Genomic DNA, 20,124 nt, shown 5'->3' on the forward strand with positions numbered 1-20,124 from the left:
GGACAAGCATCGTCATTTTATTATGGTCAGCCTCAGGGTGAAGTGTGTCTAATCAACAGGGTTTTCGGTCTCTAAGTACTTTTTAAAGGGAACATCATCGACTCAAATCTCTATTTGCAACAGTGCCTAATTAAATCCCTTACAATTCAAATTTTTCAGCAACAACTTATCTTTGTTAAAATAGTATTAATTTATTTTTTTTAGGACAAACCTTAACAAAATTACAAATTTGTAATTTGGTTGTCATTTAGGTGTATATATCTAGGAATTAGTATATGAAGAAATTATTTTTTGGTCCAAGATATGATTAGATTCAATAATATATATATGAAGATTGTTTTAGTTATTTTTACTATAGTTTTTTCAACCAGTAGTTTTGCTGATGGGGGACTTCGTTTCTTAGAGAAAAATTTAGAAATAATTAACAATGAAAAAAGCAAAGGGTGTGAAGAGAATTAATTCAAAATTATAATGAAGCACATATAACTAGGAAAACTAAAAATTAGTTATTTTTAGTATGGTGTAACTAAGATTAATTAATTTTTTTAAATCGAATGATAAATATATTTATTGTTTTTAATTTATTCTTTACCATTTTCAAATTTTTAAATAATCCGAAAAGACTATTTTAAACTTTAGGGTTACATATGCTCCTATACATAGGCAGGAATAAATATGCAACTTAGTATATTTGCAACAATAGTACTGGAAAGATTCATGTAATAATGCTTAAAACTCTCTAATTAGTTAGGGAGGCATTGGAATTGGAGAAAAAAGTAAAGTGCCCACTAGCAAATGTGGTTATTGGAGGAATTATCTCATCAACCCTTCTTATGTTGGTTTTATTACCAATATTGTCCCGGTGGATAAATGAAAAGAAAGCTTCTTGACCAATTATAGTAAGCAATTTTTAGCAGAAATATTGAGGCTTACTCAAGTCTCTCAGCTAATCGTAAATAGAATAAGGAAACTATTGTATGTCAGAAGATCATTCTCAGAGCCACGCGGCTGTTACTGAAGAGAATAGTAAGAAGCTAATATTTACTGTAGGTTTGACCACTACGTTTTAATCGTAGAAATTATAACCGTTTTTATTACTCAAAGTTTAACTTTTGTGATTATCTAAAAACACATAGCGGTCGAATGGCCATATTAACTGACTTAAAATCAGTCGCATACTTTAATGTAGCGGTTCTGATAGCACAAAAGTTCGCAGCATGAAAACGGAACCGGCATAATTGATTTATAGTGAACCCATACACTAAGCATAATGATTTAGAGGACGATAATCCCAATGAAAAAATTCCTTTTAGGAGCTGTTGCCGCATCTGTTTTGGCCTTTTCAGGCAATGCTATGGCCAATTTTGTGGCAGGTCAGGACTATCAGGTGGTTGCAAAACCAGTCAAAGTCGAAAAACCGGGCAGAATTGAGGTACGTGAATTCTTCTGGTACGGCTGTGGTCACTGTTTCGCGCTTGAACCACATATGCAGGGCTGGTTGAAAAAATTACCAAAAGATGTACGTTTTGTACGTACGCCGGCTGCAATGAATCCACTCTGGGAGCAGGCAGCGCGTGCTTATTATGTGTCTGAAGCATTGGGTGTGCGTCAAAAAGCACATTTACAATTATTCCATGATATTCATGATAAGCAACGTCCAATTTTAGAACAGGCGCAATTGGCCAAGTTCTATACCCGCTATGGTATTCCTGAAGCGAAATTTAACAGCACTTATAAATCTTTCCCGATCACTTCGAAAATTGCCCAAGCCAAAAATCTGGCTGCTCAGTATCAGTTAAGTGGTGTTCCGGCAGTGACCGTGAATGGTAAATATATTGTGCAGGGTAATGATGCCAAAGTCATTCAGGTGGTGAATTACCTGATCGAGAAAGAGCGTAAAGCCAAATAAGACGCGATTGATTATCTCTAAAAAAAACCTGCATCGAATCTGCAGGTTTTTTTATTTAAACTGGAGGAATGGTTATTTACGTCCTGACTGCCGGATCTGGTGTTTCTATCGGCGGGCGATACCAGTGTAAAATTCCTCGGAATAAGAGCTGCATCTGCAACACGCTTTGCGCTTTAAAGTAATGAATTTTCCTTTCTATTTCAACACGCAGAATTGCCGAGGCGCCCCGACGCTCTACAACAAACAAATTCTAATCTAAGATTTACATAAATAGACTGATAAAGTTTAAAAGGAATAAATATTAATTTAAACAACATGGAAATTCTTGTTAATTTCAACAGAAATATGAACAATCTCTTCATGAATTGACAAAGCTTTACGAACTACCTCTGCTGTTAAGGAGTCATTAACTGTATTTAGGGATAAAATACATGAAAATTTACTTCTACCTACTTTCCAGACATGCAGATCAGTAATCGTAATTTGGTTATCTAATTCCTCTACAACTTCCTGAATCTCCTTTACTACAGGATGTTCCATCTCTGCATCAAGCAATGTTTTACCTGTTTCTCTAATCAATCCCCAAGACCATTGTGCTACAAGCACTGCACCTACGATCCCTAGAATTGCATCTAAAAATCCCATCCAAAATACTTCCCTGCGAAAAGTGCAATAATCGCTAATACAGAAGTTACTGCATCTGCTACTACATGAAGAAAAGCGGCTTTCTGGTTTAAGTCATGGTCATCATGAGAGTGATGATGGTGGTGGTGACCATTTTCACGTAGTAACCAGGCACAAATAAAATTAACGATCAAGCCAACAATCGCAATTGAAATTGCCTCGTTGTAGTGAATATTCACAGGATTGAATAAACGTTCTATCGATTGAACACCCATGAATACAGCAACAACCATCAATAAAATGGCACTCGAATATCCAGCTAAGATTTCTATCTTCCATGTACCGAAACAGAATCTCTGATCACGAGCATATTTTCGAGCCATTTTATAGGCAAAATAAGCTAAGCCCAATGCCAACATATGAGAACTCATATGCCATCCATCAGCCAATAAAGCCATGGAATTAAAGAACCATCCTCCAAAAATTTCAAACACCATCATTACACCAGTGAGGATGGTTGCGATTAAAATTTTCTTTTGTGCTAAAGGATTTCCTTCGTCAAATTGATGCGAATGGTCACTTTTAACATTATTTAGATATTACATTTTATTGCACCACAATTAATACTCCCCCATAGTATATGTTCTTGAGGTTGAATAGTATGTCTCACTTAAATCAGAACAAAAAAATTTTAAATCGGATTAGACGAATTCAAGGTCAAACTAATGCCCTTGAACAGAATATTTTAAATTCTGAAAATTCTTGTATTGAGGTATTACAGCTAGTTGCAGCAATTAAAGGTGCGATAAATGGCTTAATGAATGAGTTAATAGAACTTCATCTTAGAGAACATGTACTCGGTGATACTGAGAAAATAAAGGAAAAAGAACTGAATGAATTTTTAGCTTTAGTTAAACGCTACTTATAACTTTAAAGCACAGTCTTTTAAATAAAAAAACTGTGTGCGCACCTATTAATGACAGTGGTAATCACCAGTTTTACTGTTGGTATGACAACCCTGTGAGTTCGTTCCCCCAGAATGAGCATTCGCATAGGTAAATGACATGCCTATAAAGCATATTAATAAAATTCTTTTCATCTTAATCCCTCTCAAATAATTAGAATATCAACTGTATGATATTTAATAAAAGCCAACATGGCTTAGACTATTTCCAAATATATAAAGTAAAGCCAACAAAACTTTAAATGTATATAAAAAATGGTTAAATAATTGCAAGGGGGGCTTTAAAACGTTTTAATCGTAAAGCATTTCCTAGTACAAATATTGACGAGAGAGCCATTGCACCAGCAGCAAATACAGGAGAAAGTAGCAGTCCAAATTGCGGATAAAGTACACCTGCTGCAATAGGAATCAGAGCTGCATTGTAAACAAATGCCCAAAATAAATTTTCACGAATATTGGTTATAGTCGCTTTGCTTAAAGCGATAGCATTTGGCACTCCTTTCAGGTTGCCAGACATCAAAACCACATCAGCAGCTTCAATAGCTACGTCTGTACCTGTACCTATTGCTAAACCAATATCTGCTTCTGCAAGTGCAGGGGCATCATTAATGCCATCTCCAACATATGCGAGTTTACCATATTGATTTTTTAATTTTTTAACGGCCTCTATTTTACCTTCTGGTAAGACTTCTGCAATAACCTCATCAATACCTAGTTTTTTTGCAATCGCTTGAGCTGTATGACGGTTATCACCTGTAATCATGGCAACCTTTAAACCTAACTGATGTAACGCTTCAATTGCAGCAAATGTTGATTCTTTAATTGGATCTGCTACAGCAATAATGGCAGCAAGTTTCTGGTCAATCGCAACATAGAGAGGGGTTTTTCCTTCTTCTCCCAAACGATCCGAAAATTGAGAAAAAACATTAGGATTCAAACCTAGTTTTTCCATATATCGATCTGCACCAATATGAACCAAATGTTCAGACACCGTTGCTTCTATTCCATAGCCCGTGACTGACTTGAAATCAGCAACAGGAGACAGGATTAATTCCTTATCTATAGCGGCTTGTACAATTGCTCGAGCAATAGGATGCTCAGACTTTGATTCAACGGCTGCCATAAGTGAAAGTACGGCATTGTATTCAAACCCTTCTAAGACATGCAGATCGGTTAAAATTGGTTTCCCTTCAGTCAGGGTCCCTGTTTTATCAACAGCAACCACTTTAGTTTCTTTGAGCAGCTGCAAAGCTTCCCCTTTACGGAATAAAACACCCATTTCAGCACCACGCCCAGTTCCCACCATGATTGATGTAGGCGTTGCAAGTCCCATTGCACAAGGACATGCAATAATGAGTACCGCAACTGCATTAACTAAGCTAAACGTTAGGGCTGGCTCAGGGCCGAAGATAAACCAAGTAATAAAAGTTAAAAGAGAGAGACCCATTACTACAGGTACAAACCACATGGTAATTTTATCAACCAATGCCTGAATAGGCAGCTTGGAACCCTGTGCCTGTTCAACCATTCGGATGATTTGAGAAAGCACTGATGAACTACCAACAGAGGTGGCTTTGATATTTAAGCTGCCACTTTGGTTAATTGTTCCTCCTACCACAGTAGAGCCTATCGTTTTTTCAACGGGCATAGGCTCGCCAGTAATCATGGATTCATCAATAAAACTTTGGCCGTGAATAACTTCACCATCGACAGGGATACGCTCGCCTGGTCTAATCTCTACAATCGTTCCTGTTTGAACTTCGGCAATCGGAACTTCTATCACCTGATTATTGAGCTGTATTCTGGCAACTTTAGGCTGCATTCCAACTAGATGTTGAATTGCTAAAGACGTTCGGCCTTTTGCCTTGGCTTCAAAAAATCTACCTAATAGAATTAAAGTGATAATAACCGCTGCAGCTTCATAATAAACATTGACCGTGCCTTGTGGCAGGACACTTGGAAAGAAAGTAGCAACCACTGAATAAAGATAAGCAGCCAATGTTCCTACAGCCACCAAGGAATTCATGTCTGGTGCTAAGCGGAATAAACTTGGGATGCCCTTTTTGAAGAAGCGTCGGCCTGGAAAAATTAATGCTACTGTGGTCAAGAAAAATTGCATTAACCAGCTATTTTGTTGGCCAATGTTATCCATCATAAACGTATGAAAGGCGGGAATCAGGTGTGATCCCATTTCTAAAATAAAAACGGGTAGAGTCAATAAGACTGACAAAATTAAATCTTTTTTAAGTTTTTCTAATTCAATATTCTTTTTATCTTGAAAGCTTTCCGTAGTTTGATGAACTGACTTTGCTTCAAACCCTGCTTTGGTGACAGCCTGAATTAACGAGTCACGAGTGACAGATGAGCTTGCCTGAATAGTCGCTTTTTCAGTAGCCAGATTTACATGAGCCGACTCAACTCCTTCAACAGATTTTAAAGCCTTTTCTACTCGACCTACACAAGAAGCACATGACATACCCTCTATCGTAAGCTCTATCGGTTGCAATACTTCCACTTCGTAGCCTGCTTTTTCTACGGCTTTAATTAAAGTAGCGCGATCAAGTGGTTGATGCGCATAAATGACTGCTTTTTCGGTAGCCAGATTTACATGAGCCGATTCAACACCCTCAACAGATTTTAAAGCTTTTTCCACACGGCCTACACAAGAAGCACATGTCATCCCCTCAATCTCTAATGTTTCACTGTAGTGTGGCGTATCAGTCATTTCGGTACTCATATACGATCTCTATCATTTAGATATGCTGAGTTCTATATGCGAAGATCAGCTCGAACCAAGATAATTGGGAATTCAGGCAGCACTTTTATTGCAAGCAAGTACAGATTTTATCTGTACGATGAGAAAAACAAGAGTAAGTAAAGTGATAAGGGATTACCACTTTACTCTAACAGAGATTAAGCAGGCTCAGCTGTAAATCCACGATCACCGAGAGTGGCAATGACTTTATCCTGACTAACCGTTGTGTTGATTTCAACGATACGGTTTTGTAAATCAATATCGAGTGATGCATTCGAGTCGAGCTCTTTAATTGCAGTAGTAATGCCTCGTGCACAACCACCACAAGTCATATTAGCGATGTGAAATTTCATATGTTGCTCCTTTTTAACAAAACATTTGTTTAAACCATTAGAACAGTAACTCTAAACTTTCACCATACAACCAGCCTTTCTCTGAATCAGTTACTTGCTGTAACTTGGTCTGTTTACATCCATAGTTTTCATCAGAGTATTCTAAAGCATAGCGTTCTAATGACTACAGTAAAAGTACTTAACCAACATTAACGTGACTTAAAAATGACATTTTTGTCATCTACGATCACTTTGAAATTTATAAGATAGTTATTTCAATCAATAGTAGTGAACTGAATAGATGAGACTCTTATGGATTGAAGCTAAAAACCGGTGACTACCTTTAATATATAAATGCCTTATGATGCGATTTTACTGTTCTGATTGTCGTAAGCTGGCAGTCCAGTAGAAACTTTATTGCTCAGCTACAAAAGATAAAAGTACTAATGTTAAATTTCCTCAATAACCTTATTTTGAAATTCTCTTATTCAATACCCACGACAGTGGTTATATAGCCTGTTGTTAATAGAATTGATAGACCTAATAACATCTCAAATAAAATGGCATGACTAAGGTGTTTAGCAAATTTAGGATGTTGAAGATGCGGGGTGAAATACCATTTGTTGAAGGCAGCTAAAAGTAGAATACCTATAACAAAAAACATTTTAACCATGAAACCATAGCCATATGCAGTATTGATTAAGGTATTAAAATCTTTAATTAAAAGAAGAGCTACACTAGCGCCACAGGCGATTAATATCCCAACAATGAAAGCAGCAATACGTCCAAATACATGCATGCGATCTTTTAAAGGTAAACCACTTATTTCCCGGCTGGTTTTCCATAACGGATATAAAGACCCCATCCATAACGACATAACTAGAATATGGATTGATAATAAAATTTGAGCAAGTAAGGTTAAATTAGCGACATGTCCGAGCTGGGAAAAACTAAAAATAATCGGGATAAGTAAAATACAAAATATTGAACTTTCAATTATAGAAAACTGACCTTTGTTCCTGTTAACTTTAACCACCATGAGAAGAAGTAAAAGAGCAAAACTAATAGAACGAAGAACGTATATATACCCCGTCGGAGTATTAACCAATATATTAATATACGTGGGGTCCACCATCCCTGTAATACCAGTATTGGCAAAACTACCAATCAGAATAAAAAATCCCAAGGTACTGGAAATTAGGCCTAATCCAGCGCCAATTGTAATATATTTAAGAATCGATTCTTTTAGTTCAAGATATTGTCTAAGTAAAAAATAGCAAAAGGCTCCACCAACGACAAAAGCTAAACTTAAATATAAAATAACCTTAGTTAACCAAGTGGCCCACATCCAATATTCAGAAATCATTATTTTTGTCCATTCTAGAACAACATGCCAGCACCTCACTGACATGTTGAAAGGTAATCAATTCTTATTTAGTTGATTTGATAGTGAAACTATATTCACCATTCATGTTGTGGCCATCTTTCCCCATTGTTGTCCAGACAACGGTATATTTACCTTTTTTCAGTTTCGGAAGAGCGACATCAAAGGATTTCTTTAAGTCATGCGTAACTTCATATTTTAAAGGAACATCTCTTCGCTGAGCATCCAGTAACTTAATATTCATCAACATAACCTCTGCACCAAAGTTAAGGGTCAAGTTCTTTGGTTGACTAAGGACAGATGCATTTTCCGCAGGAATCGCACTCACTAAACTCACATGAGCGAACGTAGTTGTAGTAGCCACAATCATCGTTGCAGCTACTACAACATTACGTAGAGCAGTCATTTTATTTTGAAATAATTTCATTTACGTTTCCTCTTGATTCGTTAGTTCATTAGAGATGACTTTATAAAATCTATATTTAATGAGACCACATCATCTCCTCTTATATTTCAATTATTAGTGAGAGACAGAAACAGAGCGATGACTTCAAAATTACATTTTTGTCATTTTTAAAATTTAAAATCTTTAACTATTAAAATAATCTTATTGAAAAATAATGATCATTTAACAAACAAATTATGTAGGTGGTTGATTTATGAAATGTAGTAATCATTTTGTCTAAGAAAATAGTAGCTATTTAATTTTTTATATTTTAGTTTAAATATAAACATGTTATGTTTAATTTGATCTAATATAAATTTGTGGGCTAAGCACATGACTCAAACACGTCCAAGAATGACCAAATTATTTGAACAGCTTGGTTTAGCTTCTACTGAAGAAGCAATTGCAAAATTCATAGAGAGCCATCAGCTAGCTGGAGATGTTTTTTTAACACAAGCAATTTTTTGGACTGATGCTCAACGTCATTTTTTAGAAGAAAAACTACACTCTGATGGTGAATGGACGACAGTGATTGATCAATTAAATGAGTCTTTACATGAAAATTCAGTAAAATAATTTTCCGTTAGTATTAAGGATCTACATTCTTCCCTGCATTGAATACAACTCATTCATACAGTAGTACTGTTTTGGAGATGGAATCTCTATTATATAAGTAGTAGATTCCTTACTCTGAAATTTGGATTATAAACCCTAATATTAAAAATAATCTTCTTTACCTTCTATCTAATAAATATACCAATAAGTTTAATAATTAAATTATCCACCCTTTTTTCTATAAAAAACTATTTTGATCAACTGTATTTTTTCTTTAAAGGAATAACAGTGTAAATTACATTAAGAATGTGTCTCTAACTAGCCTTGGAGTCATCTAATCATTTCATTTTTATTTTTTTAAGCACATAAAATCATAACAACTTTAATAGTTTTAAAAGATTAATATTAAATAAAATTTTTGTCATCTCAGCATAGACTATATATTTCGAGAAGATCTCAAAATTACATTTTTGTCATTTTTAAAAATAATTAATTAATAGTGCTAAAATTTTTAAGAGAGACAGAGAATAACCAAAAATTTCATCAGTTTAGTAGTCAAATTCCTAGACTCTGTTCAGTACTAAAACATAGCTTTTACTTCCAAATTATTTAAAGGAAAAAATTATGATGAAATTCAAAAACATTTTTTTGGGCTTATGTATCGCAGCCGCGTCATTGAATACATTTGCACAGCAATCCGATGAACACAAAGATCACCACCCTGAAAAAACAGCACCATCTGCAGTAACAATTAAGCAAACAGTTACCAGCACCACTGCTACAGATAAAATGGCTGCAATGGATCAACACATGAAGGCGATGCAAGCCATGCATGAGAAGATGATGGCTGCAAAAACCCCACAAGAACGTCAGAAACTTATGGCTGAGCACATGAAACTCATGCAAGGAGGTATGAGTATGATGAAACAGATGGGCAGCCAAAGCATGAATGCAAATATGGCTGACCGTCAGCAGATGATGGAAAAACGTATGGACATGATGCAATCCATGATGCAGATGATGATGGACTGTATGCCTCCGTCAGCAACTAAATAGTTACCCATGAATTAGGGGAAAGCACCATGAATCACCAACACCAAGAAAATAATTCAGTACCTAACTTCTGGTCTACACGTTATGCCATTGGTCTAATCGTGCTGGGTGGTATCGCAGCTTATTTTCTATTAACGGAACATTTAGCCCACGTTATCGGTGCTTTGCCTTATTTATTCCTTTTAGCGTGTCCACTGATGCATATTTTTATGCATGGTGGTCATGGGCATAACCACTCGCAGCAAAAAAAATCCGATATATCTGATAACAAAAAATAGCTCTTATCAGGAGATCCATCATGAATCATGCGGAATCGGCTTATGGTTTATGGACGCTGGTTATCATTAACTCAGCAGTTTTTATCATGTTCGCTTTCAGTTTTTTTAGACCTTCCACTGCGCGCGATTGGCGTACATTTGGGGCCTTTTCGGCTTTTATCATTGCTCTATTTGTCGAAATGTATGGTTTTCCTTTAACCATTTACCTGTTATCTGGTTGGCTTCAAACTCGCTTCCCTCAACTTGACTTACTTTCTCATAATGCAGGTCACTTGTGGTCAACGCTATTAGGTGAAAAAGGTGATCCACATTTTGGCATTTTGCATATCGCCAGTTACGTTTTCTTGGGCTATGGATTTTACCTGTTATCAACGTCATGGCACGTGCTGTACAACGCGCAACGTCAGCATTCTTTAGCGATCACAGGCCCTTATGCACGTATACGTCACCCACAATACGTGGCTTTTGTGATGATCTTGCTGGGTTTTTTATTGCAATGGCCAACTTTACTGACACTGATTATGTTTCCAATCCTACTCTTAATGTACAGCCGCTTGGCAATTAAGGAAGAGGCTGAAATGAGTAAACAGTTTGGCGCTGTCTATGACAGCTATGCTCAACAGACTCCGAGATTTATTCCAAAATTCGGCCATAAAACCACTTTTCCATAAGAGAATTATTTATGTCAGATCAAAAAAATCATAACCAGGACCATATGGCACAGGCTACAACAGACGTACTGAAAGACCCAGTCTGTGGTATGACCGTCACTGAAGAATCGAAATACCATGAGGAATTTAAGGGGAAAACTTACTTTTTTTGCAGTGATAAATGTCAATCAAAGTTTCATAGCAGCCCGGTGCAATATATCGCTAAACCCGCAACGACGACTGCCGATGCACATACACAGCATCATCAGACTACTCAATCCGTTAATGATGCAAGCACAACAGGCACGACCATCTATACTTGCCCAATGCATCCAGAAATTAGACAGGATCATCCTGGAAACTGTCCTAAATGCGGAATGACACTGGAACCACTCATTCCCGAGTTAGAGGAAGATGAGAATCCTGAGTTACGTGATTTCCGTCGACGCTTCTGGTGGACACTGCCACTCACCATAGTCGTGACTTTTTTGGCAATGTTTGGCCATCAACTGAACCTGTTCGACATGGCAGTTCAGAGCTGGATTGAATTAGTGTTGTCACTCCCGATTGTACTGTGGGCAGGTTGGCCATTTTTTTCCCGTGGTTGGCAATCGGTTGTGAATCGCAGCCCAAACATGTGGACCCTGATCGGTCTAGGTACAGGGGCTGCTTTTATTTACAGTGTGGTTGCGACCATTGCACCACAAATCTTTCCAGACTCATTTATCTCCATGGGTCGTGTCGCTGTTTACTTTGAAGCTTCAGCGGTCATCATTTCTTTGACCCTACTGGGGCAAATACTGGAATTAAAAGCACGTTCGCAAACTTCTGCTGCAATTAAGTCACTCCTCGGACTTGCTCCTAAAACAGCTCGCCGAATCCTGCCCGATGGAACTGAGGAAGATGTTCCTCTGACTCATGTCCATGTAGGAGATTTACTCAGAATTCGCCCAGGTGAAAAAGTTCCTGTGGATGGTGTAGTCACTGAAGGAAGCAGTTCAGTAGATGAATCAATGCTGACAGGCGAACCTTTACCAATCACTAAACGCGTCGGCGACAAAGTCATTGGAGCTACCCTGAATACCAATGGTTCATTGATCATGCGTTCAGAGAAAATTGGTTCAAGCACCATGTTGGCTCAGATCGTACAGATGGTGGCGCAAGCTCAACGCTCGAGAGCACCCATGCAACGTATGGCTGATCAGGTAGCAGGTTGGTTCGTAATGGCTGTAGTGGCTATTGCCTTACTTACCTTCTTTGGATGGGGACTGTTCGGCCCAGAAGAGTCGAGCTGGGTTTATGCATTAATCAATGCTGTGGCAGTACTGATTATTGCCTGTCCTTGCGCACTGGGCTTGGCAACCCCAATGTCTATCATGGTTGCGACGGGTCAAGGTGCCACCCATGGTGTGCTATTCCGTGATGCGGCGGCCATTGAGAATCTGCGCAAGATTGACACACTAATCATCGATAAAACAGGTACGTTGACTGAAGGACGCCCTGCATTCGACCGTGTAGTAGCTGCAGCAGGGTTCGAGGAATCTGAAGTATTACGTCTGGCCGCTAGCCTGGATCAAGGCAGTGAACATCCGCTAGCTGATGCGATTGTAAATGCAGCACACGAACGTGGCCTGTCTCTTGAAACACCAGACAATTTTGAATCAGGCTCTGGGATCGGTGTTCGAGGTCAAGTGGGCGATCGTCAGTTAGCTTTGGGCAACACGGCACTGATGGAACAATTGGGTATCTCCGTACAATCTCTGATTCCGCAAGCCGAAGAGCTGCGTTCGGAAGGGGCAAGTGTCATGCATCTAGCCATCAATGGTGAATTGGCCGGCCTGCTTGCAGTATCTGATCCCATCAAAAAAAGTACTCCTGAAGCTCTTACCACCCTGAAGGAAGCTGGACTACGTATCGTAATGGCAACAGGAGATGGTCTCACCACTGCCCGTTCAGTCGGAGCACGTCTGGGAATCGATGAGATACATGGTGAAGTCAAACCCGCAGATAAACTCGAACTTGTCAGCAAATTGCAGAAGCAAGGTCGCATCGTGGCAATGGCCGGCGATGGAATCAATGATGCACCTGCACTAGCCAAGGCTGATGTCGGTATCGCTATGGGTACCGGGACTGATGTCGCAATGAATAGTGCTCAAGTTACCCTGGTCAAGGGAGATTTACGCGGTATCTCGGTTGCCCGTTCACTCTCGGAAGCTACTGTCAGCAACATGAAACAGAACCTCATGTTTGCTTTCCTTTACAATGCCTTGGGTATCCCAATAGCAGCTGGCGTACTCTACCCATTTACAGGTTGGTTGTTGTCACCCATGATTGCGGCCTTGGCCATGAGTTTTAGCTCCGCTTCAGTGATCACGAATGCCCTTCGCCTGCGACATAAAAAGCTATGATAGAGAGTCCTTTTCTTCCACCAGATGTATCAGGCCTAGTTGCAGCACTTGCCATCGGCCTGCTCATTGGTTTAGAACGAGGATGGAATGATCGTGAACTGCCAGAAGGCAGCCGAGTAGCAGGCCTACGTACCTTCACATTGACAGGATTACTCGGAGGAGTGCTGGGTCATCTACAGCCAAACTTTGGGCCTTGGCCACTAGTCGCAGCCGTATTAGGGCTTTCCCTTTTACTTACGGTATCCTACGCGCGTACCGCAAAAATTTCCGGTAATTTAAGCGCTACCACGACGATCGCGATGCTGTTGACATTAGTTCTAGGTGCATATGCATCCCATGGTAATGTTACTTTAGCATTAACAGCGGCTGTCATCGTGGCTGTATTTTTGGATCTCAAGCCAACCTTACATGGTTGGTTACGCTTGATCGAACATCGTGAATTAACCGCATCTCTACAGTTACTGGTACTTTCTGTCGTTATATTACCTTACTTACCCAATACGGGTATGGGACCTTTTGCTGCATTAAATCCTTACCAGTTATGGTGGGCAGTGATCCTGATTGCCGGACTCTCTCTGGCAGGTCATTTTGCCATGCGGCTCACCGGTTCAGAAAGAGGCATACTCTGGACAGGTCTATTGGGTGGTTTGGCATCTTCTACAGCTGCAACTGTCGCACTGGCACGCTATACACGCCAGCACCCCGTCATGGTCAGTGCTGCTATTTCTGGAACATTGGCTGCCTGTGGCATCATGTTTTTTCGTATGGCTGTACTGATAGGCGTCATTGAACCCGCACTTCTAAGCACTTTTGGTGGTGCAATGATGATTGCGGGAATCCTTTTGCTGGGTATGGCACTGTGGAGACAACGCCAAATTACCAGCGCTGAAAACAACGATCGAACAATAGAAGCAATGGCTCCTTTTGATCTTGGGACAGCATTCAGCTTCGCTGCTTTCCTTTCTGTCATGGCAGTCTTGGTTCCGGCAGCAAAACAATGGTTGGGCACCAGCGGCATCTTCGTACTATCGACTATTTCCGGGCTAGCAGACGTAGATGCTATTTTAGTCTCACTTGCCCGCCTGCATAGTACTGAAGGCTTAACAACAAATGTGGCTGCTGTCGCGCTAGGGCTGGCCACACTGAGCAACATGTTAAGCAAAGCGACAATTGCATGGATGACAGGGGGGGCACAGTTTGGCCGAGCCATCATAATTGGCTACACAATTGCCATGATAGGTGCTGGCGTAGCTCTGGCTCTCAGTTTGAGCTTTATGTAAGGTCAACTCGGGTAAATGGAGGATGTTCAAAAAATGAGTTAAAACGATTCCCCTTGCATGGATTCACTTTGAAAAACAATGGTAAAAATGATTCGACCATTGAGGGATTCAGCCTGGATGGTCGCCCCAAGCATATCAAGAATAGATTTTGTTATGGCAAGCCCTAAGCCGGTTCCTTCTTCTGTTCTTTGCCTAGACGCATCTGTTCGATAAAAACGATCAAATAATCTGGATAGTTGTTCAGGAGAGATTTCAGGGCCTTCATTTTCAATTGAAAATATTGTGTTATCTAAATTCTGTTGAAGTTTTATCCGTATTGTAGAATTCTTGTTTCCATATTTAACTGCATTAGACAATAGATTGCTGAGTGCGCGACGTAACATAGCAGGATCACCTTTTACATTGCCAGATCCTGTTTGTTGAAGTGTCATATTTTTTTCGGCAGCGAGAGCGTCATAGAAATCAAATAAAGCGGTAACTTCTTTAACGAGGTCAATATTCTGTAAGTTCTGTAAATTTAAGCCATGTTCTGCTTTTGCCAAGAAAAGCATATCGGACACCATTCGAGCCAAACGTTCAAATTCTTCTAAATTAGAAAATAGTATTTCTTGATAAGTACCAATATCTCGGTTACGGGCGAGACATACTTGAGTTTGGGTCATTAAATTATTAATCGGTGTTCTAATTTCATGTGCTAAATCAGATGAAAAATCGGAAAGTTTTTCTAAAGCTGACTCTAGTCTGTCCAGCATAGCATTGAAGGCGATTGCCAATGATTTTAGTTCGGTTGGTGTATGCTCAACTTCTAAACGTTCTGAAAGATGTTGAGCAGAAATTCCTTCTGCGACCTTAGCCATTTTTTGCACGGGTCTTAAACCTCTCCAGGTTGCAAACCAACCTAAAAACATTAAACAAATTGTACCAGCCAAACCAATATACAAAAGTTGACGCTTAAAATCTTTTAGAAAATGTAGATGTTCTGATGTATCGATCCCAACAATAATTCGTACAGATTGTATTTCAGAATTTCTATTTATACCTGTAGTGTAGATCATGCCACGATAGGTCTTATTTTGAACTTGCCATTTAATCCATGAATTATTTGCTGACTTGATTAAATTTTGAGTATTAATGATTGAGGATGCAGAACTAAATAAAACTTGACCTGTCGGTCGTTCTATTTGGACCATAAGATCATGGTGTCCAACTAACGCATCTCTTAAATAGAAATTAAGTTCTGGAGAATTTTTAGGATGCTGTTGGAGAAGATTCTGAATAAGCTGGATTTTACCTTCTAATTGGGTACGGTCTTGAGTTTCAAAATGATGCATTACTAATTTATTTATGAACAAACCCATAATAATTAGAATGAAAATAGTAGATAATGAGAAAATGATACCGATCCGGAAACTGATCGCTCTGAATAAATTATTATTCATCCTCTACCTCTAGTACATACCCCATTCCTCGAATATTCTGAATTAATTTGGGAGTAAAGTTACTGTCAACTTTACTTCTTAATCGTTTAATAGCGACTTCAACGACATTCGTATCACTATCAAAATTCATATCCCAAATTTGAGAAGCAATCAGCGCTCTTGGTAAAATTTCACCTCGTCTACGCATAAAAAGTTCCATAAGCGCGAATTCTTTTGCCGTCAGATCAATGCGTTGACCCGCTCGCGTTACCCGACGTTTTCTCAAATCAAGTTCTAAATCAGCAATCTTAATAATATTACTATCTTCTCTTTGCTGCCCTCGTCTAAGGAGAGTTTTGATTCGAGCAAGAAGCTCTGCAAAAGCAAAAGGCTTTATTAAATAATCATCAGCGCCTAACTCTAGACCTTTTACTCGATCTTCTATCTGATCTCTGGCTGTTAAAAATAGAATGGGCATTGTTTTACCGCTGCTACGAATATCATTGATAATATTCCAACCATTTAGTCCAGGTAACATCACGTCTAAAATAATTAAGTCATACTCTTCAGAAAGAGCTTGATGTTTACCCGTTAACCCATCTGTAACCCAGTCGGTAATATAGCCAGCTTCGGATAAACCTTGCTTGAGATAGTCACCAGTTTTTTGTTCATCTTCAACCAATAATATTCTCATCTCAGAATCCTAAGTCATTCATTAAACCTATAATAACTTTATAAAACCCGAGATTGAAATAGATTACAAAAATGTCATTTTCAAGTCACTCAGATGTTCAGTGCTTCACTTTATTGTAGTAGCAAGAAATTAACTTTTAGAGAAACTTATGAAAACTGTAGTGCGTCGTAGTCTAACAATTTTAATGTGTGCTGGAACTTTAATTGCTGGTACTCAATCTTGGGCAAATGATGCAAAAGATCTATCAAATTCGAAATCTAATGCTGTGACAACTGCAAAAAAAGCACAAGAGCCGTGTTCTAAACCTTGTAAGATGAACAAGGATAATAAGGTTCAGCAAGAACCTAGCCAACAGCAAGCGGCAAATTCCTCTGATATGTCGAAAATGGATCATTCCATGATGAATATGGACCATTCGAAAATGGATCATTCAAAAATGAATATGTCCAATACATCAAATAAATAATTTTATAAAAGCAGGAAAGGAGTATTGGAGCTAACGATAAGGATTGCCTTAATACTCTAATCTGGTCTTTTTAACGGTGAGATAGAATGTCAAATAAGTTAAGTCATGTACTCTTAATTGGAGTTGGTTTATTTTCATCAACTTGGGTAATGGCGGCAGTTAAAGAATATGATTTAACGATCGCGGAACAGACTGTAAATATTACAGGAAAACCGCTAAAGAGAATTACCGTTAATGGTAAATTCGTTGCCCCTCTTCTTGAATTTGAAGAGGGAGATGATGCCGTTATTCGTGTTCATAATAAGCTAAAAAATCAGGACTCTTCAATTCATTGGCATGGATTGATATTACCCGGAATCATGGATGGTGTACCAGGGTTCAACCAGTTCGAAGGCATCGCCCCTAATAAAACGTATGAATATAAATTCAAGGTTCGTCAAAATGGTACTTATTGGTATCACTCCCATAGTAAAGGGCAAGAGCAAGACGGCCTATATGGTGCTTTAGTTATTTATCCGAAAAATAAAACCCCCTTAACATCATCTGAAAAAACTGATAGAGATTATGTGGTTTTGCTTTCTGATTTTCATAATTCAACAAGTGATCAAATCACAAAGAATCTTAAAAAAGAAGCAGATTACTATCAGAACCGTCGAGAAACGGTATTTGATGTCATGAAACAAGTTAAACGTGATGGATTAAAGGCAACTTGGCAAGACCGCTCTATGTGGAATCAGATGCGGATGTTGAAAACAGATATGTCTGATGTCACAGGCTATACATTTTTAATGAATGGCAAAACACCTCAGCAAAACTGGACCGGTAATTTTAAAGCTGGAGAAAAAGTTCGCCTTCGATTTATTAATGCTTCTGCAATGTCATTTTTTGATGTACGAATTCCAAATTTAAAAATGACAGTGGTAAGTGCCGATGGTCAACCTGTAAAACCTGTTCCTGTAGATGAGTTCCGTATAGGTACTGCTGAAACTTATGATGTCATTGTTGAACCGAAACAAGCCCATTATCAAATCGAAGCTGAATCTATTGATCGTACTGGATTTTCGGTTGGAACCTTACATGATGAAAATACCTCACCTGTAAAACAAATTGAGATGCCTAAGCCTCGTCCTCGTTCTTTATTGACTATGGAAGATATGGGAATGAATCATGATATGTCTTCTATGAAAGGCATGAATCACGATATGTCTTCTATGAAAGGTATGGATCATGATATGTCTTCAATGAAAGATATGAATCATGATATGTCTTCTATGAAAGGCATGAATCACGATATGTCTTCTATGAAAGGTATGGATCATGATATGTCTTCTATGAAAGGTATGGATCATGATATGTCTTCTATGAAAGGTATGGATCATGATATGCCGATGAATAGCGCTACTGTTAAGGCGGCTTCAGACAAGAATGATAATACCGTATTTGGATGGGCAAATGCTTCAACACCTGAAGGTAATAAAGCATTGCAATATAGTGATTTGCAATCGTTAGATCCTCAAAAAGACACTCGTGCAGCTGAACGTGAAATAGAGATCCGTCTTGGTGGAAACATGGAGCGTTATATTTGGACAATAAATGGTAAAAAATTTAATGAAGCCGACCCACTAGTGGTGAAGTATGGTGAACGTATTCGCTTAAAATTTGTCAATGACAGTATGATGGCTCACCCAATGCACTTACATGGCATGTTTATGCAGCTTGAGAATGGTCAGGATCCAAGCAATATGCCAAACAAACATACGGTAATTGTTCCACCTGGGAAAACGATAACCACTCTACTCACAGCTGATGAGTTAGGTGAGTGGGCTATTCATTGTCACCTGCTTTACCATATGAGTGCAGGAATGATGAATAAACTCATTGTAGCTCAAGTGGAAGATGGTAATTCTACAAAGACTGTTCCTCAGTCCCAAGTAAATGAGAAGGGAGTAAATCCACATGCACATCACTAATAATTTGTTTTCAAAAACAACTTTGATGATTGCGCTATTTGGATTATCAAATCTGACCTTTGCAAAGAACACTCAACCAGTAGAAGATAGCAATATGCCAGAAAGTATGAAGGTACTATTGCAGGAATCTGGTGGGTTAAGCTATTCCCCGCAAAATGTTTATCCAAAGTATTTTTCAAAAAGAAATATTAACAAGGGAAACAAAAGTATTCAAATTATGCGGAAGAATTTGGAACCAGCTGATTCCTCCCATAATAATCATCTTAAAGAACATGGTGGTCAAGTTTATCAAACTACAAAACTCGAAAATGAATGGATGGTTGATGAAGACGGTAAAGGTGGGTTAGGAACAAAGTTTGAAACTTTGATTGGTACAGATGAAAATCGTCTATTTATTGAAGCCAATTCGGAAAAGTCAGAAAGTAATGATCCAAAATATGCTGTATCAGCACTTTATAGCCGTAACGTAGCCCCATTTTGGGATGTACAAGCTGGGGTAAGATATAGTGAAGATAAAAATAACAGCAGCAGCGATCGAGTGGATGGGGTTATTGGTATATTAGGTCTAGCTCCTTATTTCTTTGAAACACAAGCATATCTTTATGGCGGTGAGAATAATTTTTGGGGAGCAAGTTTTGAATTAGAACGTGATTTGCTTTTAACTCAGAAACTTATTACTCAACCTTATATCGAAGCAGATGTAATATTTAGCGATGATTCTAACTATGCTGCAAAATCAGGTTTATCAGAACTAAAAACTGGTATCAAAACCCGATATGAGATTACTAAGCGAATTAAACCTTTCATTGATGTTGCTTACCAATATGAAAAAGGACAGAAAGCCACTTCTATGCAAGAGGCAACAGAGTCTGAAAAGGGATGGAAATATGGTGCAGGCATCGAATTAGTTTTTTAAAATAGTATGATTTGGATTCATGA

At 38.5% G+C, this 20,124-nt stretch carries 18 protein-coding genes and 5 pseudogenes; 14 read left to right on the plus strand and 9 right to left on the minus strand.

Annotated features, from left to right (window positions below):
- The 4 genes and pseudogenes from FTU45_RS13290 to FTU45_RS13295 all read left to right on the plus strand — a co-directional run.
- Positions 1–75: pseudogene (locus FTU45_RS13290) on the plus strand (IS6 family transposase); the annotation flags it as partial.
- Positions 76–773: 698 nt separating this feature from the next.
- Positions 774–890 (plus strand): annotated as a pseudogene (locus FTU45_RS15640) (hypothetical protein); the annotation flags it as partial.
- 87 nt (positions 891–977) lie between these two features.
- Positions 978–1,117: pseudogene (locus FTU45_RS15595) on the plus strand (cation transporter); the annotation flags it as partial.
- 177 nt (positions 1,118–1,294) lie between these two features.
- Complete coding sequence (locus FTU45_RS13295) at positions 1,295–1,909, plus strand: thiol:disulfide interchange protein DsbA/DsbL (RefSeq protein WP_004281236.1); 615 nt, start codon at positions 1,295–1,297, stop codon at positions 1,907–1,909.
- 76 nt (positions 1,910–1,985) lie between these two features.
- Here the strand turns inward: FTU45_RS13295 and FTU45_RS15645 are convergent.
- Together FTU45_RS15645 and dmeF are read right to left on the minus strand one after the other, a co-directional pair.
- Positions 1,986–2,087 (minus strand): annotated as a pseudogene (locus FTU45_RS15645) (TetR family transcriptional regulator); the annotation flags it as partial.
- Positions 2,088–2,215: 128 nt separating this feature from the next.
- Positions 2,216–3,114, minus strand: a pseudogene (dmeF, locus tag FTU45_RS13300) (CDF family Co(II)/Ni(II) efflux transporter DmeF); the annotation flags it as partial.
- An 80-nt stretch (positions 3,115–3,194) separates the two neighbouring features.
- Here dmeF and FTU45_RS13305 point away from each other — a divergent pair.
- Positions 3,195–3,461, plus strand: a complete 267-nt coding sequence (locus FTU45_RS13305; RefSeq protein ID WP_159516729.1) for a metal/formaldehyde-sensitive transcriptional repressor — start codon at positions 3,195–3,197, stop codon at positions 3,459–3,461.
- A gap of 45 nt (positions 3,462–3,506) precedes the next feature.
- On the opposite strand, the gene FTU45_RS15650 is transcribed toward FTU45_RS13305, so the two are convergent.
- From FTU45_RS15650 to FTU45_RS13330, 5 genes are all read right to left on the minus strand, one after another.
- Positions 3,507–3,632: a YHYH domain-containing protein gene (locus FTU45_RS15650; protein WP_094148905.1), complete on the minus strand. Its 126-nt coding sequence runs from the start codon at positions 3,630–3,632 to the stop codon at positions 3,507–3,509.
- Between the two features lie 124 nt (positions 3,633–3,756).
- Positions 3,757–6,234 carry a heavy metal translocating P-type ATPase gene (locus FTU45_RS13315; RefSeq protein WP_159138927.1) on the minus strand — a complete coding sequence of 826 codons (2,478 nt, stop codon included), beginning with the start codon at positions 6,232–6,234 and terminating at the stop codon, positions 3,757–3,759.
- A gap of 176 nt (positions 6,235–6,410) precedes the next feature.
- Positions 6,411–6,605 (minus strand): heavy-metal-associated domain-containing protein, encoded by a 195-nt coding sequence (locus FTU45_RS13320; protein WP_004679365.1) that lies wholly within the window; start codon positions 6,603–6,605, stop codon positions 6,411–6,413.
- Between the two features lie 463 nt (positions 6,606–7,068).
- The gene (locus FTU45_RS13325) at positions 7,069–7,950 is read right to left on the minus strand and encodes a CopD family protein (protein ID WP_159516731.1); all 882 of its coding nucleotides are present in this window, start codon (positions 7,948–7,950) and stop codon (positions 7,069–7,071) included.
- A 64-nt stretch (positions 7,951–8,014) separates the two neighbouring features.
- Positions 8,015–8,395 carry a copper resistance protein CopC gene (locus FTU45_RS13330; protein WP_159516732.1) on the minus strand — a complete coding sequence of 127 codons (381 nt, stop codon included), beginning with the start codon at positions 8,393–8,395 and terminating at the stop codon, positions 8,015–8,017.
- Between the two features lie 351 nt (positions 8,396–8,746).
- Here FTU45_RS13330 and FTU45_RS13335 point away from each other — a divergent pair, with 351 nt between their 5' ends.
- The 6 genes from FTU45_RS13335 (at position 8,747) to FTU45_RS13360 (ending at position 14,637) form a co-directional block, all read left to right on the plus strand.
- The gene (locus FTU45_RS13335; protein ID WP_004281876.1) at positions 8,747–8,989 is read left to right on the plus strand and encodes a DUF2789 family protein; all 243 of its coding nucleotides are present in this window, start codon (positions 8,747–8,749) and stop codon (positions 8,987–8,989) included.
- Between the two features lie 603 nt (positions 8,990–9,592).
- The gene (locus FTU45_RS13340) at positions 9,593–10,024 is read left to right on the plus strand and encodes a hypothetical protein (RefSeq protein ID WP_004695737.1); all 432 of its coding nucleotides are present in this window, start codon (positions 9,593–9,595) and stop codon (positions 10,022–10,024) included.
- A gap of 26 nt (positions 10,025–10,050) precedes the next feature.
- Complete coding sequence (locus FTU45_RS13345; RefSeq protein ID WP_004695740.1) at positions 10,051–10,299, plus strand: DUF2933 domain-containing protein; 249 nt, start codon at positions 10,051–10,053, stop codon at positions 10,297–10,299.
- A 20-nt stretch (positions 10,300–10,319) separates the two neighbouring features.
- Positions 10,320–10,970, plus strand: a complete 651-nt coding sequence (locus FTU45_RS13350; RefSeq protein ID WP_004663997.1) for an isoprenylcysteine carboxylmethyltransferase family protein — start codon at positions 10,320–10,322, stop codon at positions 10,968–10,970.
- Between the two features lie 11 nt (positions 10,971–10,981).
- Positions 10,982–13,357: a heavy metal translocating P-type ATPase gene (locus tag FTU45_RS13355; RefSeq protein WP_159516733.1), complete on the plus strand. Its 2,376-nt coding sequence runs from the start codon at positions 10,982–10,984 to the stop codon at positions 13,355–13,357.
- Positions 13,354–14,637, plus strand: a complete 1,284-nt coding sequence (locus FTU45_RS13360) for an MgtC/SapB family protein (protein ID WP_180001712.1) — start codon at positions 13,354–13,356, stop codon at positions 14,635–14,637. Before FTU45_RS13355 ends, FTU45_RS13360 begins: the two co-directional genes overlap by 4 nt.
- 38 nt (positions 14,638–14,675) lie before the next feature.
- Here FTU45_RS13360 and FTU45_RS13365 read toward each other — a convergent pair whose 3' ends face one another.
- Entirely contained in the window at positions 14,676–16,076 is a 1,401-nt protein-coding gene (locus FTU45_RS13365; RefSeq protein ID WP_159516735.1) for a heavy metal sensor histidine kinase, read from the minus strand.
- Positions 16,069–16,749, minus strand: a complete 681-nt coding sequence (locus FTU45_RS13370; protein WP_004668313.1) for a heavy metal response regulator transcription factor — start codon at positions 16,747–16,749, stop codon at positions 16,069–16,071. The genes FTU45_RS13365 and FTU45_RS13370 overlap by 8 nt, the downstream gene beginning before the upstream one ends.
- A gap of 148 nt (positions 16,750–16,897) precedes the next feature.
- Between FTU45_RS13370 and FTU45_RS13375 the strand changes: the two genes are divergently transcribed.
- The 3 genes from FTU45_RS13375 to FTU45_RS13385 all read left to right on the plus strand — a co-directional run bounded on the left by FTU45_RS13375 (position 16,898) and on the right by FTU45_RS13385 (position 20,101).
- Positions 16,898–17,215, plus strand: coding sequence for a hypothetical protein (locus tag FTU45_RS13375; protein ID WP_004755899.1), 318 nt, complete (start codon positions 16,898–16,900; stop codon positions 17,213–17,215).
- Between the two features lie 86 nt (positions 17,216–17,301).
- On the plus strand, positions 17,302–19,185 hold the full coding sequence (locus tag FTU45_RS13380) for a copper resistance system multicopper oxidase (protein WP_180076561.1): 1,884 nt from the start codon (positions 17,302–17,304) through the stop codon (positions 19,183–19,185).
- The gene (locus FTU45_RS13385) at positions 19,172–20,101 is read left to right on the plus strand and encodes a copper resistance protein B (protein WP_159516737.1); all 930 of its coding nucleotides are present in this window, start codon (positions 19,172–19,174) and stop codon (positions 20,099–20,101) included. Before FTU45_RS13380 ends, FTU45_RS13385 begins: the two co-directional genes overlap by 14 nt.
- Positions 20,102–20,124: the final 23 nt, after the last annotated feature.

The organism is Acinetobacter sp. YH12106, assembly GCF_013418995.1.
GTDB classification, from domain to species: domain Bacteria; phylum Pseudomonadota; class Gammaproteobacteria; order Pseudomonadales; family Moraxellaceae; genus Acinetobacter; species Acinetobacter pseudolwoffii.

What these genes read in the sequence shown, in the direction of transcription:
- FTU45_RS13345 (WP_004695740.1), top strand. Translation starts at nt 10,051, where the DNA reads ATGAATCACCAACACCAAGAAAATAATTCAGTACCTAACTTCTGGTCT.
- FTU45_RS15650 (WP_094148905.1), bottom strand. Translation starts at nt 3,632, where the DNA reads ATGAAAAGAATTTTATTAATATGCTTTATAGGCATGTCATTTACCTAT.
- FTU45_RS13305 (WP_159516729.1), top strand. Translation starts at nt 3,195, where the DNA reads ATGTCTCACTTAAATCAGAACAAAAAAATTTTAAATCGGATTAGACGA.
- FTU45_RS13375 (WP_004755899.1), top strand. Translation starts at nt 16,898, where the DNA reads ATGAAAACTGTAGTGCGTCGTAGTCTAACAATTTTAATGTGTGCTGGA.
- FTU45_RS13385 (WP_159516737.1), top strand. Translation starts at nt 19,172, where the DNA reads ATGCACATCACTAATAATTTGTTTTCAAAAACAACTTTGATGATTGCG.
- FTU45_RS13355 (WP_159516733.1), top strand. Translation starts at nt 10,982, where the DNA reads ATGTCAGATCAAAAAAATCATAACCAGGACCATATGGCACAGGCTACA.
- FTU45_RS13295 (WP_004281236.1), top strand. Translation starts at nt 1,295, where the DNA reads ATGAAAAAATTCCTTTTAGGAGCTGTTGCCGCATCTGTTTTGGCCTTT.
- FTU45_RS13330 (WP_159516732.1), bottom strand. Translation starts at nt 8,395, where the DNA reads ATGAAATTATTTCAAAATAAAATGACTGCTCTACGTAATGTTGTAGTA.
- FTU45_RS13370 (WP_004668313.1), bottom strand. Translation starts at nt 16,749, where the DNA reads ATGAGAATATTATTGGTTGAAGATGAACAAAAAACTGGTGACTATCTC.
- FTU45_RS13360 (WP_180001712.1), top strand. Translation starts at nt 13,354, where the DNA reads ATGATAGAGAGTCCTTTTCTTCCACCAGATGTATCAGGCCTAGTTGCA.
- FTU45_RS13315 (WP_159138927.1), bottom strand. Translation starts at nt 6,234, where the DNA reads ATGAGTACCGAAATGACTGATACGCCACACTACAGTGAAACATTAGAG.
- FTU45_RS13325 (WP_159516731.1), bottom strand. Translation starts at nt 7,950, where the DNA reads ATGATTTCTGAATATTGGATGTGGGCCACTTGGTTAACTAAGGTTATT.
- FTU45_RS13320 (WP_004679365.1), bottom strand. Translation starts at nt 6,605, where the DNA reads ATGAAATTTCACATCGCTAATATGACTTGTGGTGGTTGTGCACGAGGC.
- FTU45_RS13380 (WP_180076561.1), top strand. Translation starts at nt 17,302, where the DNA reads ATGTCAAATAAGTTAAGTCATGTACTCTTAATTGGAGTTGGTTTATTT.
- FTU45_RS13365 (WP_159516735.1), bottom strand. Translation starts at nt 16,076, where the DNA reads ATGAATAATAATTTATTCAGAGCGATCAGTTTCCGGATCGGTATCATT.
- FTU45_RS13340 (WP_004695737.1), top strand. Translation starts at nt 9,593, where the DNA reads ATGATGAAATTCAAAAACATTTTTTTGGGCTTATGTATCGCAGCCGCG.
- FTU45_RS13335 (WP_004281876.1), top strand. Translation starts at nt 8,747, where the DNA reads ATGACTCAAACACGTCCAAGAATGACCAAATTATTTGAACAGCTTGGT.
- FTU45_RS13350 (WP_004663997.1), top strand. Translation starts at nt 10,320, where the DNA reads ATGAATCATGCGGAATCGGCTTATGGTTTATGGACGCTGGTTATCATT.